This is a genomic window from Halomicrobium zhouii (assembly GCF_900114435.1).
Lineage (GTDB): Archaea > Halobacteriota > Halobacteria > Halobacteriales > Haloarculaceae > Halomicrobium > Halomicrobium zhouii.
On sequence record NZ_FOZK01000001.1, the window covers coordinates 1155074 to 1170274 of the forward strand.

The following is a 15201-nucleotide window of genomic DNA, read 5'->3' on the forward strand; positions in this document are numbered from 1 at the left end:
TAAGGCCCGGCGTCACACACTTCCGGGCATGAGTCAGCAGGAACGCAAACGGCGTCCCGAGAAGGACGAGGACCTCCCGAGTTCAGAGGTCACCGAAGGGACCGAGCGGGCGCCCCACCGGGCGATGTTCCGCGCGATGGGGTACGACGACGAGGACCTGTCTTCGCCGATGGTCGGCGTCGCGAACCCGGCGGCGGACATCACACCGTGTAACGTCCACCTCGACGACCTGGCGGCATCTGCCTACGACGGCATCGACGACGCGGGCGGGATGCCCATCGAGTTCGGGACGATCACTATCTCCGACGCCATCTCCATGGGGACCGAAGGGATGAAGGCCTCACTCATCTCCCGCGAGATCATCGCCGACTCCGTCGAACTCGTCTCCTTCGGCGAGCGCATGGACGGCCTGGTCACCATCGGCGGTTGCGACAAGAACATGCCCGGGATGATGATGGCCGCCATCCGGACGGACCTCCCGAGCGTCTTCCTCTACGGCGGATCGATCATGCCCGGCGAGCACGACGGTCGCGAGATCACCGTCCAGAACGTCTTCGAGGGCGTCGGCTCGGTCGCCACGGGCGACATGAGCGAGGACGAACTCGACGAGATGGAGCGCAACGCCTGCCCCGGCGCCGGTTCGTGCGGCGGGATGTTCACCGCCAACACCATGTCCTCCATCGCGGAGGCGCTGGGCTTCTCACCGCTCGGTGCGGCCTCGCCACCGGCCGAGCACGAGGAGCGCTACGAAGAGGCCGAGCGCGCCGGCCGCCTCGCCGTCGAGGTCGTGAACGAGCGCCGCCGACCCTCGGACTTCCTCTCGAAGGAGTCCTTCGAGAACGCCATCGCGCTGCAGGTCGCCATCGGTGGGTCGACCAACGCCGTGCTCCACCTGCTCGCACTCGCTGCCGAGGCCGGTATCGACCTCGACATCGAGGAGTTCAACGAGATCAGCAAGCGGACGCCGAAGATCGCCGATCTCCAGCCCGGCGGCACGCGCGTCATGAACGACCTCCACGAGGTCGGCGGCGTTCCGGTCGTCCTCAAAGAGCTCCACGACGCGGGCCTGCTCCACGGTGACGCGCTCACCGTCACGGGCAACACCATCGCCGAGGAACTCGAAGCGGCCGATCCGCCGGCCATCGCGGACCTCGACGCGGACTTCCTCTACACGATCGACGAGCCCAAGAACGAGCAGGGGGCCATCCGCATCCTCTCCGGTAACCTCGCGCCCGACGGCGCGGTCATCAAGATCACCGGCCACGACCACCTCTATCACGAGGGTCCCGTCCGTGTGTTCGAACGCGAGGAGAACGCCATGCAGTACGTCCAGGAAGAGGGCGTCGAGGCCGGCGACGTCATCGTCATCCGCAACGAGGGGCCCCAGGGCGGCCCGGGGATGCGCGAGATGCTCGGCGTCACCTCCGCCGCGGCGGGCCAGGGCCACGCCGAAGACGTCGCGCTGGTCACGGACGGCCGCTTCTCCGGCGCGACCCGCGGGTTCTCCATCGGCCACGTCGCGCCCGAGGCATTCGCCGGCGGCCCCATCGCCGCGCTGGAAGACGGCGACGTGATCACCATCGACATCGACGAACTGGAACTCTCGGTGGACCTCACCGACGAGGAAATCGAGGACCGCCTCGAGGACCACGACCCCGAACCGAACTACGAGAGCGGCGTGCTGGCGAAGTACCACCGCGACTTCGGTTCGGCGTCGAACGGTGCGGTGACGAATCCCGGCGCGAAGTGGGATTGAGTACCGCCGCAAGGCGGTACGAAAGCCGGTAGACGAACGCAGTGAGTCTATCGGAAGTGAGAAAATCCGTCAGGATTTTCGAAGGTCGAAAATCTCGTTTCACTCGATTTTCGGGAGTGAGAGATGTCGAAGACGTCTCGAACGCCGGTAGACGAGCGGAGCGAGTTTGTCGGAAGTGAGCAGAGACGTAGTCTCTGCGAGGGTCGAAAATCGAGCAGAAGCTCCCTCTCGAGGTTCGTGTTCAGGCGCGGCAGTAGCACCTCCCGAACCCTCGCCTCCCCACCACGTTCGCCAGAAGTGAGTACCTGGTACGTATCTGATCTCCAGTATGCACTGTGATGGCTTGACGTGGACGGTACAGTTTTGTAAAACTGGTAGAGACGGTGTGTAGATGCCTCGAACGTGGAGACGACACGCTGACATCTCCGCACGGGCCGCCGGTCGGCCCGTTTCAGTCACCAGGGAGGTGGTCCGCAGGTGAGGCCGCTGAATCGATGGTACGACTGGATCGAGGCGCGCTACAGCAAGCGGTCGCTGACGCGCGCCGTCGTCGTCCTCACCGTTGCGCTCCTGGCTACGCAGCTGGTGTTCGTCTGGTACTTCGGAAGCGTCGGCCTGTCACTTCGCGAGATAGGGTACGACGCCGACGACCGGACGGTCGTCATCGACGGCGACGACGAGGCCGCGTTCGCACGCGAGTACAGCCCCGACCACGAGGTGGGCTGGTGTCTCTACGGCGCAGTCAACGAGACCCACGTCCGTATCGACGACGTGGTCCACGCGGATCCCCTCTCCAAGAGCGCCGACCGAATCGAGTTCACCTGCGTGGGCGAGACCGCGGACCAGGCGCTCGCCGGCGAGAACCCGCGGCTGATCGGGACGGTCCACAGCCACCCCTCGAAGGACGAGAGCGAACTCAGTCGCGTCGATACGATGACGTGGGGGCGGACGAGCCCCGTCGTGGAGGTGATGGGGATCTATACCGAGGAAGACGGCGTCCAGTTTTTCACCGTGCGCAGCATGATCAGCCCCCTGGCGAAGGACGTACGTCGACCGAGCGCGTCGTTCCGGGCGAATCGGTGACTGATGGGCAGAGCACAACGTTGACATAGGAGACTCACCGACCCGAACGTATGCCCAAGACCGAAGTCGACCTGCCGGACCGCATCGACAGCGACATCTCGCGACTCGTCGAGCAGGGCGAGTTCCTCAACCGCGAGCAGGCCTACGAAGAGCTTCTGAAGATGGGAATCTCGGCGTACGGGCCCGCCGAGGAACCCGGCGAGGAACCCGGCGAGAACCTGTTCGACCAGCGCGTCAACGAGCAACAGGACCCCGCCGCCCGCCAGGACGAACCGGACGACGACTACGGGTTCTGACTGCGTTTCTCTCTCCGCGGATCCCTGCTCCAGTCGTCGCTCGACCCTACTCCCGTCGTCGCTTGACCCTACTCCCGTCGTCGCTCGATGGGGGACCGGAGGCGGAAGCCTCGCCACCGCAGTTCGGCGCCGGCCCAGACCATGCCTGCGACCAGGAGGACACCCGTCGCCGCGAGTTCACGGATTCCGAACCAGGGCGGCAACACGTACAGTAGCCCGTTGAGGAGGATGCTCGGGACGACTCCCTCCAGCGCGCCGATCGACCCCGCCGGGACGTCGCGCGGCTCCGGGACCGACTCCCGAGCCGAGGTGTCCTGGGCCGTCTCGCCAGGGAGGCCGAGTTCCCTCGCCGTCTCGATGCCGTCGCGGTCCGCGGGGACGCCGAAGCGCTCGACGTCGTAGGCGCCCTTCATCTCGACCTGCCAGACGATCTCGCCCTCGGTGTCGAGTTCGAAGACGCGACCGCCGTTGGAGTCGACGACCATCGTGTGCCCGTTCGGGAGCCGGTCGGCGTCGCGGGGCCACCGGAGGTCCAGGTCCGACCACTCCCAGGTCTCCTTCCAGTCACCCCCGTCGGTCCGTTCGTACTCGACGAGGCGGTTGTTCTCCGAGTCCGCGACGAGCACGGCCGGGCCACCGCCCGACGCCGGGATGTAGTCGGGGTTGTGCTGCTCGTGCAGGGTCGCGTGGTCGCCGTCGGCTCCGAGCGTCCAGTTTTCCTGGAGGCCGTCCTCTCGGTCGAGGAAGACCACCTGGTCGTGGTTGCGCAGGCTGACCATGAGCCGGCCGTCGGGCAGGGCCTCGACGTCGTTGAGGTGCGTCCAGTCGCCCGGGTAGACGCCGCCGCTAGAGAGGTTATAGTCGGTCTGGGCCTCCCACTCCCAGTCGATGACGCCCGTCTCCGTGTCGACGACGAACACCCGGTCGAAGGCGATGTCCCCGACGGCGATGCGCTCGCCGTCGTCGTCCAGCAACGCGATGGCGTGCCACTGGTTCCGGTCCCGCGGGTTCGTCCGCTCGTGGAGCACCTCGCGCTCGCCGGTCGTGAGGTTCACCCGCTCGATCACGTTCCGGTTGCACGGCTCCGTCGCGTGGCACTGCTCGCGGTTCAGGTGCTCGGTCGCCACGTAGACGACGGAGTTCGTGCCAGGCACCCGCTCGACCTCGTTGTAGAAGGCGTACTCGTCGTCGTAGTAGGCGACGGTCCCGTCCGGCGCGAACGCGACGAGGAAGTTGTTCCCGTGCTGGCTGGTGGTGATCACCGTCGTCTCTCCGGGCGGGTCGACGGCCCGCTCGCCCTCCTCGAAGGCCGCCGCCGGGTCCGAGGCCGTCGCGTCGGCGGTGAGCATCGCGTTCCCGACAGTTGCGATCGCGGCGAGGACGAGGACCGCAAATCCGAGCCGAAGGAGGAGCCGAGTGTTCACGATATGCGAGTCTATCTTTGTGGATGGGTCTCAATAACCGTATCGGCGCGACGGCTGCCCGTCACGGACCCCTGGTGTGTGCGAAACTTGTTTGTGAATGACTATCGTACATTTCGACAGGCATGGAGCGCGGTGCGACCTGGGAACGCGAAGCCGTCCGCGATCAGTGGAAGGCCCTGGAAGCGCGGCGTCGCGACGCGAACCAGTTCCTGCTCGGCGTCGCCGCGACGGTCGCGGGCCTGCTCTCCCTGTTGCTCGCGCTCGCTCGCGAGGCGTGTGGATTCACGATCGGTGGTGCAGCCGGAGAGTGTTCGGCCGTGATTCCGCCGACGGCGATGCTCTTCTTCTGGCTGTTCGGCGCTCTCGTGTTCGTATTCGGGCTTCGGCTCTGCTGGCGCGCAAGTCGGTGACGGACGACCTCCCGCTGCCCCGGCCTACTACTGACGCGTTCAGTCTACGTTGCACCACCCCGGCGTACTGGATAGTACAGCCCCACGGCTCGCTCGCGGATGGCGAGCGTGCGCCAGCCATGGGCAATCGCCGGACAGCACCCGGAGGAGTAGATATATATGACGCGCGACGTGCGCGAAACGTCGCTTCGAGAAGGTCAGAATAATGGTCTCGAAAAATCGGAGTCACCGCGCGAACCACTACGGAACGCTGGCCGAACGAAAGGCGGCCGAGCGGTACCGGCTCACGCTGGAGCGGTGCAGCTGGCACGATGCAAAGCGCGAGGATGGGTCGCCGATCGAAATCAAGGCTGCCATGTACGAACACGCCGACGGCCAGACGGGGAACTTCAAAATCTACGACAAGTACCACCAGAAGTTACGGCGAGCAAACGGGTGGTACGTATTCGTTCCCTACAGGCCGCGAGGACGTGGGATTCAAGTTATCGCAATGGAGATGCGTCACTCGTCGCGACTTCCACGGCTGGAGTGGCACGGAGGGGGGAGCCACCGAGACGCGCAGCAAGCGAAGATCGATATTAAAGAGATATTCAGTTGATGATCTGGGACAACCACCACCAATCCTTAGAAAACGAGTTTGGTAGTTGCCTTACTGGAGATGTGGGTTCCCTTTTCAAGAGGAATTTGAGCAAGAGATAATGCCTCAAAATCTGGCTTGTTGACCCCCTGAATATATTATATCTCACACTCAAAGTGTACTGAATCGTGTCTAACGAGTCAATTTCAACAATTCTCTTTGACTTTTCACGTCAAGATCAGATAGAGTTTGAAATTGCTTCATCGACCATTGTCTCTGCTGCTGCATTCGCTTTAGCACCTTCTGGGGTCAAAGGTAGTATTATCCAAGGGGCTGCAATGATACTACCAATAATCGCCATCTTTCATCTAAGTATACACAAATCAAGATTCACAGACGCGGAATCGTATATGAAACGGACTTATCGGATTGTGGAATTTCTGAGTATTGTCCTCCTATTCCATCTTGTAGATGTTTCAATTTCCGCCCTTCAATCGCATATTCCTCTTCCCATAGGTGGTCCACTTACTTTTCTAATCTTCATTATAATTCTGACTCTCATTTTTATTCTATTTATTGAAGCTGTCTACAAAGCATACCGTCTCTACTGGGGAACCGCATTGTATACACATGCCTCTTCGGCTAATCAGAATCTCAAAAATCAGGATGACCCGGTGAGGGCGTTAGTGAACTTTGTAATCTATAATTTCGCCACTCAGCTTGCATATGTCTGTTTGAAAGATAGTATTCCAGACAGAGAGACGGAAGAACTCCAAGATCTTCGCGATTTCGTTGATGAAGTAGATGGTGTCATTGAATCTGGACAAGCTGACACCAGCGCCCTTCGGTTATTCTTGGCCGCTGCGGTCGTTGTCATCCCCGTTTTTTCCATAATTGCCTATATGATTTCAATAGTCACTATCCCATTCATAGATGTACTTATAATCATATTCACAATCAAGGTCGCGAAGCATAATATAGAGGTCCCTGCCTTGATATTTGGAACACTTTCCTACCCCAATTTTATTCAAACGAATTTGAGAAGTCTGCTAACAATTTCTTTCTATACTGTCAGCATATATTGGCTCTTTTTCAGTTAATCCTTGAAGCTGCCAGAAATCCCTTACCAATATCGAGCACCACGAGTTCTTTCCTTCCCTTGGCGGATCGGGTCGGGCGGAAGCTGGGCGGTGTATTTTGATGATGTGGCCTTAGCCATACCCCTAATGCAGAATTCAACCCCCCGGGTTGGATTCGCGAGTGCGACACCCGTCGCTCGTCGAGCGCCTGGACGATACCGGGCCGTGGCCGCCGTCGTCGCCGCGACCAAGCGCCCGCTCCACGGCTTTCCACGCCCGGATCACTTCGATGCGATCGATACTCTCGATGCGGGTCCGGACCAGTCGCTCACGGTCGCGCTCAACGAGGATCGGCCAGTCGAGCCACCGCGCCGGGTCCTCGCCGAGGTGTTCGCGCAGTTCGGGGAACCGCTCGCAGTCGCGAGAGCCACCGGCCAGCATCACGCACCCTCAACGTCAGCGACAGCGCGCTCGACTTCCCGCTGGGACTCCGCGATGGGTTGCATCTTCCGCCAGTCCCATGGGACACACTCGCCGGCTTCGGCGTCGTAGAGATAGGACGCGCGAGTGAACGCGCATCTTTCACTCACTGGAACCACCTCGACTTGTCCTACCACCTCGACTTGTCCTCACTGAGACGAAATAACTAGAGATAAACAACTGGCAATGGGTCTCAGCATATGTCCGTGGGAATCGTGATAAGCTTGATCGACGTCGCCGTCGTCGCAGTTGGGGCCTACATCGGCACGACGATGGCTCTGCGTGGGTTCTTTGGACGGGAATACAACGAATCCCGAATCGATGAGCGGATAGACGAGCCGGAATCTTCCGACGAGAGAAACGAGCTGTGAGTCGCGACAGAACTCCTCGTGATGAGCCGATTGCACTGGTTGTAGACCGGGCCGCCCCTGATCGCTGACTCTCATGCTGCATTGTCCACCTCCAGCCGGTCACGATCCCAGATCAGTTGACCCCTGAAGGTTTTTCCGGTGATTCGGCCTATTATATCCTATGAGTACCGGTAGGGAAATCCGCCTCATCGAGGAGGACGACGGCGGGTGGTCGGCAATCGACGAAGCCGTGGGGGTTGCCAGCCAGGGCGAGACGCGGGCGGAAGCCCTCGCGAACCTCGACGAGGCGGTTGAACTGACGCTGGAAGCCCGCGCGGAGGACGACGACGCCCCAACACCCGATGCACCCTGGTTCGACGGGTGACGACTCCGACGCGTGGTGTCGCTAGATCGCCGAACACAGGGAACACCGCGTACGGTCTCCCTCGCTCGGACCAAACGCTGTCCAGTTTAAAATTGAGTGGGACCGCTGAGAGTCGAACTCAGGTCATACGGACCCCATCCGCATAGGATACCACTACCCCACGGTCCCGCGTATGGAGGAATGGCAGTCCACGAATTAAGGGTGTCGCTTTCCGCCTGTAGAATCGACCGTAATCTCCCATCCTCAGACCAGCACTCGCTCCAGCTCTACTGCCACGCCGGAGTCGGCCTCCCAGTCGCCGACGAGATTCCCGAGACAGACCGCGGCCCCGTCGGGCGTGTAACACACCACGAACTCGCCGCGCTCGACGCCCTCCGGAACGTCGATGACGCCGGGGGCGTACACCTGGGCGCCTTCGGCCACTTCGGCAGCGGCGGAGGGCGCGATAGTGACTTTCGGGAACGGCTCGAAGGCTCGCTCGGCCGGCGAGATCACTTCTCGAAGCGCGTCCACGTCGTCGTCCTCCTGCCAGAACCCGACGCCGTCGGCGAGGTCTTGTAGGGTCACGAGCGAGGTGTCGTCGAAGGGGCCAGTCGCCGTGCGGCGCAACTCGCCCATGTTCGCGCCGGTGCCAAGCGCCAGGCCGACGTCGTGGCAGAGCTTTCGGATGTAGGTCCCGGACTCACAGCGAACGCGCAGGAGCGCTCGTCGTTCGCCCTGTTTCTCCAGTACGTCGAGGTCGTATATCTCGCGTGCGCGCAGTCGGCGCGACACCGCGCTCTTGCGCGGTGGTTTCTGGTAGACGGGCCCCTCGAACTCCGCGAGGACGTCGTCGAAGTCGGCGGGGGCGCGGTCGTGGAGTTCGAGGATGGTGACGTACTCCTTGACGGCGTCGTCGAACACCTGCGCGGCGCGGGCGGCGTCGCCCAGCAGGATGGGCAGACAGCCCGTCACTTTCGGGTCGAGGGTGCCGCCGTGGGCGACGCGGCCGACGGCGTGGTCCGTTCCCGCCAGCGCGTCGTCGAGCATGTCGCGCACCCAGCCGGCGACCTGGTGGGCCGACGGCCCCGGCGGCTTGTCGAGGTTGACGACGCCGAACGTCAGGAGGTCGGCGGGCGTCCGGTCCTCGGGCGGGCCGCGCGTGGTCATTGAAAGGGTTCCTCGGTAGAATTTGGACGGTTCAGAACTCGTACTCGACGCCTTCGACGGGCGCTTTCCCCTCGTCGGACTCGGGGTCGTAGGCCTCGACGGCGCCCCGGACCAGGTCCAGTACGCCGTCGATACTCCAGCGGGCGGTGTTGACGGTGAGGTCGTAGATTGCCAGGTCCTCGATGTCGATGCCGTAGTACTCCTCGTAGCGCAGGGCCTCGCTCGCGGCGCGGGCCTGGGTCTCCTCTTTCGCCTCTGCGACGGACTTGTCCTCGCGGTCGGCGATGCGGGCCGCGCGGACGGAAAGCGGCGCGTCGAGCCACAGCTTCAGGTCGGCGTGGTCGCCGGCCATCCACCCGGCGAGACGCGATTCGACCACCAGATCCTCGCGCTCCTCGGCGATCTGGCGGAGGCGCCGGTCGAGGTCCAGGTCGATCTGTTCGTCCTCCTCCGCGAGGCGATTGAACTCGACGACCGAGACGCCCCGTTCGTCCGCGAGTTCCCGGAAGATGTCACCCCCGCTGACGTGGTCGTAGCCGAGCGCGTCGGCGAGCCCCTCCGCGAGGGTGCTCTTGCCGACGCCGGCCGGTCCGGAGACGGTTATCAACATATACCGATTCGGGGGTGCCCTGCTAAAGAGGTTGTCTGTTCCGGTCGGCGCCGACCGCAGGGAGGGGCCGACGAAGGAGCGAACGGCGAGCGAAGCGAGCCGTGAGCCGGTCGGCGCCGACCGCAGGGAGGGGCCGACGAAGGAGCGAACGGGGAACGGAGTGACTCGTGAGCCGGTCGGCGCCGAGCGCTGGGGGCGCGAACGAAGTGAGGGCCCCCGAACGGGCGAACGGCGAAGCCGTGAGCAATCGAGGGGCCGACGAACGAGCGAACGGCGAGCGAAGCGAGCCGTGAGCTGGCCGGCGCTGAACGGCGGGCGGCGCCGACCGAAGAGAGGGGCCACCGTACGTGCGAGCGGTGACTGAAAGGAGCCGTGAGCAGTGAAGGGCGGACGAACGAGCGATCGGGGAACGGAGTGACCCACGAGCCGGTAGGAGCCGAGCCTCGCGAGGCTCGGCCCCGGCGAGCAAAGAGCGGACGACTGGAGGAACCATCGACGAGCAGAGTGTCGGAACTGAGTGCGAGCCACGAACCGCGAAAATCGAGAACTGCGACCGCCGAGCGTTTCAGGATCCGGTCGGCGTGGTCTGGACGTTGAGGGCCTTCCGCATGAGCTGGGTGAAGCCCAGCGAGCAGAGGAAGTACCAGAGGATCCACGCCTGGAGCGGGCCGACGACGCCCTCCTGCCAGTCCGTGACTTCGCCGTAGAGGGGCAGGACCATGACCGTGTCCCTCGCCGTCTCGAGGTGGCCGTCGCGGATCATCCAGTACATCCAGAGGAAGGCGGGGATGGTCAGCAGCATGATCCACACCATCGGGCGGAACTGGGCCTTGAACATGCCGAGCTGGTCACCCATCGCCTCCATCTGCTCCTCCTGGATGCGTTCGAGCTCGGCGTCGTCGCCGCGCTCCTTGGCGTCCTTGCGCCGCTCCTGGAGGTCGGACATCCGCTCCTGGTACTGGCCCATCACTTCGGAGTCCATCAGCTTGTCCTGCAGGATGGTCGAGTACAGCCCCGTCAGGACGGCGAGGATGAGGACGACGACGTAGAAGGGCAGCGCCGCTTCGAGCGGGCCCAGGAAGATGTCGATGGTCGACCCGACGATGCCGCGGACGCTCTGGACCGAGTAGCCGGCGAACATCGCGATGGCGCCGACGGCGGCGATCTTGTCCCACTGGGTCCACTCGACCTCGGCGTCGTCGCCGTCGTCGCCGATGGCCGACGGGTCGCTCTCTTCGAGGGCGTCGCGGACGCCGTCCGGGTCTTCGAGGACGAATCCCTCGCCGTCGGCGTCGACCAGGAGCCCTTTCTCGATGAGTCGGCCCCACTGGCCGCTCGTGAGGTCGTCGCTGACGTCGCCCCAGGTCACCGTCCCGTTCTCCTCGGCGACGTCGAGGACCGCCGCGAGGGCGTCGGTCATACTGTCGCCCTCGGCGGCGAGCGAGTCCACCTTCTGCGCGGTGCGTGCCATTGTTGTTAGAGTATTCAGCGACGGTCCTTTATCAACGTTTTAGTCCGCGGCCGTCAGCGAGCCGCGGGACCCTCAGTGCCAACTCCCGCTTCAGACGCGCTCGTCGATGGCGGCCTGGATGTCCGCCCAGACGTCGTCGGGCGTCTGTTCGCCGTCGATGGCGACGAACCCGTCGTGGTCCTCGTAGTGGTCGATGACCGGCGCCGTGTTCTCCTCGAACACGTCCAGTCGGTTCCGGACGGACTCCTCGTTGTCGTCCTCACGCTGGACGAGGCGGTCGCGGACGTCCTCGTCGTCGGGCATGTTGAACTCGACGTGGTAGTTCTCGCCCGTCTCGGGGTCGACCCGGCGGCCGGTGAGTCGGTCCACGAGCACGTCGCGGTCGACGTCCAGCGAGAGGACGACGTCGAGGTCGGTCATCCCCTCCAGCTCTTCGGCCTGCTCCAGGTTCCGCGGGTAGCCGTCGAGGACGAAGCCGTCGGCCTGCGACAGGGCCTCGTCGACGATGGCGTTGACGACCTCGTCGGGCACCAGGTCGCCGGCGTCCATGTACTCGCCCGGCGTGTCGTACTCGGTGTCCATGTCGGAGATGTCCATCCCCTTGTTCGACCGTAGCGCGTCTCCCGTCGTCACGTGCTCGACGTCGTACTCCTCGGCGATGTTGCTCGACTGGGTGCCTTTGCCGGCTCCCGGCGGGCCCAGAATGAGGATTCGTGGCGATGCCATAGCTGACGGTTCAGGTGGGTTCGTAAAAGGGTTGTTCAAATTGCCACGTCGCCAACTTCCTTTGGGCCGCGCTGCGGACTCGCTCGCATGGACGAGCGCCTCGCGCGCACGCTCAGGACCTACGAGGACAACGCCGAGCGATACGCGGCGACGAACGCGGACCGGTCGGGCGTCGACGCCCTCCTCGACCGGTTTCTCGACGCGCTGGACGGCGACCACGCTCTGGACGGCGACCACGCTCTGGACGGCGACCACGCTCTGGACGGCCGCCGCGTTCTCGACGTCGGCTGTGGCCCCGGCTGGGAAACGGCCCGGCTGGCCGCGGCCGACGTCGACGTCGTCGGACTCGACATCTCGCCGTCGTTGCTCGCGACGGCGACCGACCGGGCTGACGGCGCCGACCTTGCCCTCGCGGACGCGCGTTCGATACCGTTCCGATCCGGCACCGTCGACGGCGCCTGGGCCTGTGCCTCGCTCGTCCACCTCCCCCGCGACCAGCTACCCGGTGCGCTCTCCGAACTGTCCCGGGTCCTCCGCACCGACGGTCTGTTCGGGGCGACGGTCAAGAGCGAGGCGTACGACGACCGCACCGACGACTACGACGGCGAACGCCACTTCGAGTATTACGAGGCCGACGCGTTCGAGGACCACGTCGAGCGCGCTGGCTTCGACGTCACTGCCGTGGAATCGTCCGAAAACGGCTGGCTGTGGGTCGAAGCTCGCGCAGGGTAGCGGTCGTGATGCCTGCCGTTCGCTCTCACAGTTCGTTCCACTCACCGTTCGAGCAAGCGCGGTCACTCCGTGACCGCTCGGCTCCCGCTCGCTGATAACGTCGGCCCTTCGCTCCGCTCAGGCCCGACCTGCTCGCGTGTCGCTCACTGCGTTCGCTCCCGCTCGCTATAAACCGGCCCCTCCCTCCGGTCGGCGCCGGTCTTACTCCGTCAGCGGCAACACAACACCGAACACGATCGGTGCGACGAGCGCGACGAGGACGCCGACGCCCTCGGCGCCGACAAGCAGCGTCTGTTCCCAGGCCGGCAGCGGCGCGAAGAACGTCTGGCCGACGACTTCGCCGATGACGCCGATCAGGAACAGCGAGACGCCGAACAGAAACGCGCGTTTGGTGACTGTCGGATAGTCGATGTTACCGTATCGTCCCATTAGTTCGACGTGATTCCCGATCTGTTATAAGTTTGTTCGACCGCCGCCGTCGTCGGGCGGTGACGGGGCGGAACTGTCATTACCGTCCGGTAGCCAACGGGAGGTATGCCCGAACTCTCACCCGAATCGCTCGTCGAACTGTTCACGGTCGCGGTCGAACTGGTCGCGATGGTGCTCCTGAGCACCCTCGGTCTCCTCGCCGAGCGGGCCGGCTTCGCCGCGCTCGCCTCCGGCTTCGAACCCGTCTCTCTCTGGCTCGTCGGCGTCGGCGCCGTGGCGCTGTACGCCGGGGTCTACATGATCGGCTACCAGCGGCTGCTGGGGCGAGTGCTGACGACAGCCGCCTGAGGCCAGAAACTGGTCTCCATCGAACTGATCTCTCCGATTTCTCACCGCGTCCAGTACCAGGTCGTGAGCGGGACCCGGACCGGGACGATTTCGATGCGTCCGACCCACACCGGCCCGGTCGGCAGCCGTTTCGTCGGCGTCGAGAACGGGGCGTCGCTCACGAAGGGGCCGGCGATGCCGAACGCGGGGCCGACCTCGAAGAACGTCGCCCCGGTCGCGCTCGTCGCCTCGAACTCGCCGACGGTCGCGCCGGTCCGGGACTCGTTGACCACGACGAAGATGGCGCCGAGGATGAAGTAGACGAGACTCACGACCGTGGACGCACACACGTCGCTGACGGTCTCTTCGTCGACGACGCTCCCGCTCAGTCTGACGGGGCGGACGGCGTGTCGTCGTAGATAGCGATTCCCTGCGGTAGCGCGAGCGGAACCCAGAGCCACTTCAGCACCGTCCCGACGGGGCTGAGTCCCTGTCGTCAGTCGACGCGGATCTTCAGACGGCCGCTGCGACGTCGTCGAGCACGTCGGTGTCGACGAACAGCACCACGTGGTCGCCGGCTTCGATACGCGTCCCGCCACGGGGGACGACGTACGCACCGTCACGGGTTATCGCACCGATGACGACGCCCTCCGGGAGGTCGGCGGCCGACTCCTGGATCCGCCGGTTCGCGAGGACGCTCTCTTCGTCCACCTCGATTTCGAGCACCTCCGCCTGTCGCCCCTCGATGAGCGAGAGGTTCTCGATCTGGCCCGCCTGCGTGTGGCGGATTATCTCCTCCGCGGTCGCCTCGCGCGGGTTGATGGCGACGTCGACGCCGACCGTCTCGAACAGGTCGGTGTACTCGCCGTTCTCGACGATAGCGACAGTCCGGTCGACGCCGAGTGTCTTCGCCAGCAGCGAGACCAGCAGGTTCTTCTCGTCGCTGTCGAGGGCGGCGACCGCCACGTCGGACCGGTCGACGTGTTCGGCGGTCAGGAACTCCGCGTCCGTCGCGTCGTGTTCGATGACGGTCGTCTTCGGGAGGGCTTCGGCCAGCTCCCGCGCTCGCGCCGTATCGCGCTCGATGAGCCGGGGGCGCATACCCCGGTCTTCGAGGATCTTCGCCGTCTGGTAGGCGATGGCGCTCCCGCCGATGATAACGACGTCGTCTGGGTCGGGCGTCTCCGCGGGCGCGACGCTCTCCGCGAACGAGTGGACGCTGTCGGGTCGACCGATGACGATCGCCCTGTCGTCGGCCTGGATGACGGTATCTCCGTCTGGAACGATCACCTCGCCGCCACGGATCAACGCGGCGATCGTCAGCGCTTCCCACTCGTCGGCTTCGGCGACCGTCTGCGCGGCCACTGGACTCCCCTCGCCGATGCTGAACTCCGCCATCTGGACCGCGCCACCCGCGAAGGGGTCGACGTCGAGGGCGGCCGGGAGCCCGATGACGCGGACGACGTCCTCCGCGGTCAGAAGATCCGTACAGACCATGAAGTCGACGCCGAAGGCGTCGTTCGAGTGGTTCCACGTGTCGAGGAAGTCGACGTTGCGCACGCGAGCGATGGTGAAGGGGTCGTCGACGGTCTTCGCCGTCGAGCAGGTGACGAGGTTCGTCTCGTCGTCGTCGGTACAGGCGATCAGCATGTCCGCCTCGTCGATGCCGGCGTCCTGCAGCGCCGCCAGCGAGGCGCCGTCGCCCCGTATCGCGAGCACGTCGACCGAATACGTGAGGCTCTCGACGACGGACGGGTCCCGGTCGACCACGACCACGTCGTGATCGGCCGCGAGGCTGGCTGCGATACTCGATCCGACCTGGCCGGCACCGACGATGATGACGTGCATTGCTGGTTCCCGGAGGAGTTGTCTGTCTTTCCTACAGGTCGAGGGCGGTAAAACGTACGGCTTCGGCGG

The 15201-nt window shown here is 64.3% G+C and carries 20 protein-coding genes and 1 tRNA gene; 10 read left to right on the forward strand and 11 right to left on the reverse strand.

Annotated features, from left to right (window positions below; translation table 11 throughout):
• Positions 1-28: 28 nt before the first annotated feature.
• The 3 genes from ilvD to BM337_RS05340 all read left to right on the forward strand — a co-directional run bounded on the left by ilvD (position 29) and on the right by BM337_RS05340 (position 3135).
• Positions 29-1756 (forward strand): dihydroxy-acid dehydratase, encoded by a 1728-nt coding sequence (gene ilvD / locus BM337_RS05330; RefSeq protein ID WP_089814624.1) that lies wholly within the window; start codon positions 29-31, stop codon positions 1754-1756.
• Between the two features lie 477 nt (positions 1757-2233).
• On the forward strand, positions 2234-2839 hold the full coding sequence (locus BM337_RS05335) for a hypothetical protein (protein WP_089814625.1): 606 nt from the start codon (positions 2234-2236) through the stop codon (positions 2837-2839).
• Between the two features lie 50 nt (positions 2840-2889).
• Positions 2890-3135 (forward strand): DUF7120 family protein, encoded by a 246-nt coding sequence (locus BM337_RS05340; protein WP_089814627.1) that lies wholly within the window; start codon positions 2890-2892, stop codon positions 3133-3135.
• Between the two features lie 68 nt (positions 3136-3203).
• Here the strand turns inward: BM337_RS05340 and BM337_RS05345 are convergent, their stop codons facing one another.
• Positions 3204-4559 (reverse strand): arylsulfotransferase family protein, encoded by a 1356-nt coding sequence (locus BM337_RS05345; RefSeq protein ID WP_089814629.1) that lies wholly within the window; start codon positions 4557-4559, stop codon positions 3204-3206.
• 122 nt (positions 4560-4681) lie between these two features.
• On the opposite strand from BM337_RS05345, the gene BM337_RS05350 reads away from it, so the two are divergent.
• From BM337_RS05350 to BM337_RS20460, 3 genes are all read left to right on the forward strand, one after another.
• On the forward strand, positions 4682-4969 hold the full coding sequence (locus BM337_RS05350) for a hypothetical protein (RefSeq protein WP_089814631.1): 288 nt from the start codon (positions 4682-4684) through the stop codon (positions 4967-4969).
• 205 nt (positions 4970-5174) lie between these two features.
• The gene (locus tag BM337_RS05355; RefSeq protein ID WP_089814633.1) at positions 5175-5567 is read left to right on the forward strand and encodes a PD-(D/E)XK family putative nuclease; all 393 of its coding nucleotides are present in this window, start codon (positions 5175-5177) and stop codon (positions 5565-5567) included.
• A 167-nt stretch (positions 5568-5734) separates the two neighbouring features.
• A complete protein-coding gene (locus tag BM337_RS20460) occupies positions 5735-6646 on the forward strand; it encodes a hypothetical protein (protein ID WP_143117643.1) in 912 nt (303 codons plus the stop codon).
• A gap of 135 nt (positions 6647-6781) precedes the next feature.
• Here the strand turns inward: BM337_RS20460 and BM337_RS05360 are convergent, their stop codons facing one another.
• A complete protein-coding gene (locus BM337_RS05360; protein WP_089814635.1) occupies positions 6782-7066 on the reverse strand; it encodes a hypothetical protein in 285 nt (94 codons plus the stop codon).
• On the reverse strand, positions 7066-7215 hold the full coding sequence (locus BM337_RS20970) for a hypothetical protein (protein ID WP_177227182.1): 150 nt from the start codon (positions 7213-7215) through the stop codon (positions 7066-7068). Before BM337_RS20970 ends, BM337_RS05360 begins: the two co-directional genes overlap by 1 nt.
• Before the next feature lie 90 nt (positions 7216-7305).
• On the opposite strand from BM337_RS20970, the gene BM337_RS20975 reads away from it, so the two are divergent.
• Positions 7306-7476, forward strand: a complete 171-nt coding sequence (locus BM337_RS20975) for a hypothetical protein (protein ID WP_177227184.1) — start codon at positions 7306-7308, stop codon at positions 7474-7476.
• Positions 7477-7636: 160 nt separating this feature from the next.
• On the forward strand, positions 7637-7840 hold the full coding sequence (locus BM337_RS05365) for a type II toxin-antitoxin system HicB family antitoxin (protein WP_089814637.1): 204 nt from the start codon (positions 7637-7639) through the stop codon (positions 7838-7840).
• Between the two features lie 97 nt (positions 7841-7937).
• Here BM337_RS05365 and BM337_RS05370 read toward each other — a convergent pair.
• From BM337_RS05370 to BM337_RS05390, 5 genes are all read right to left on the reverse strand, one after another.
• A tRNA-Pro gene (locus BM337_RS05370) sits at positions 7938-8008 on the reverse strand.
• Between the two features lie 75 nt (positions 8009-8083).
• Positions 8084-8989 carry an RNA-guided pseudouridylation complex pseudouridine synthase subunit Cbf5 gene (locus BM337_RS05375; RefSeq protein ID WP_089814639.1) on the reverse strand — a complete coding sequence of 302 codons (906 nt, stop codon included), beginning with the start codon at positions 8987-8989 and terminating at the stop codon, positions 8084-8086.
• A gap of 31 nt (positions 8990-9020) precedes the next feature.
• Positions 9021-9599, reverse strand: a complete 579-nt coding sequence (gene cmk / locus BM337_RS05380; protein WP_089814641.1) for a (d)CMP kinase — start codon at positions 9597-9599, stop codon at positions 9021-9023.
• Positions 9600-10164: 565 nt separating this feature from the next.
• Positions 10165-11070, reverse strand: a complete 906-nt coding sequence (locus BM337_RS05385) for a DUF106 domain-containing protein (protein ID WP_089814643.1) — start codon at positions 11068-11070, stop codon at positions 10165-10167.
• A gap of 90 nt (positions 11071-11160) precedes the next feature.
• A complete protein-coding gene (locus tag BM337_RS05390; protein ID WP_089814646.1) occupies positions 11161-11796 on the reverse strand; it encodes an adenylate kinase in 636 nt (211 codons plus the stop codon).
• Positions 11797-11883: 87 nt separating this feature from the next.
• Between BM337_RS05390 and BM337_RS05395 the strand changes: the two genes are divergently transcribed.
• On the forward strand, positions 11884-12528 hold the full coding sequence (locus BM337_RS05395; protein ID WP_089814648.1) for a class I SAM-dependent methyltransferase: 645 nt from the start codon (positions 11884-11886) through the stop codon (positions 12526-12528).
• A 201-nt stretch (positions 12529-12729) separates the two neighbouring features.
• On the opposite strand, the gene BM337_RS05400 is transcribed toward BM337_RS05395, so the two are convergent.
• Positions 12730-12957 (reverse strand): DUF7860 family protein, encoded by a 228-nt coding sequence (locus BM337_RS05400; RefSeq protein WP_089814650.1) that lies wholly within the window; start codon positions 12955-12957, stop codon positions 12730-12732.
• Positions 12958-13062: 105 nt separating this feature from the next.
• On the opposite strand from BM337_RS05400, the gene BM337_RS05405 reads away from it, so the two are divergent.
• Positions 13063-13305 carry a DUF8151 family protein gene (locus tag BM337_RS05405; protein ID WP_089814651.1) on the forward strand — a complete coding sequence of 81 codons (243 nt, stop codon included), beginning with the start codon at positions 13063-13065 and terminating at the stop codon, positions 13303-13305.
• A gap of 41 nt (positions 13306-13346) precedes the next feature.
• Here the strand turns inward: BM337_RS05405 and BM337_RS05410 are convergent, their stop codons facing one another.
• Together BM337_RS05410 and trkA are read right to left on the reverse strand one after the other, a co-directional pair.
• Complete coding sequence (locus BM337_RS05410; RefSeq protein WP_089814653.1) at positions 13347-13745, reverse strand: hypothetical protein; 399 nt, start codon at positions 13743-13745, stop codon at positions 13347-13349.
• Between the two features lie 52 nt (positions 13746-13797).
• Positions 13798-15132, reverse strand: coding sequence for a Trk system potassium transporter TrkA (trkA, locus tag BM337_RS05415; RefSeq protein ID WP_089814655.1), 1335 nt, complete (start codon positions 15130-15132; stop codon positions 13798-13800).
• Positions 15133-15201: the final 69 nt, after the last annotated feature.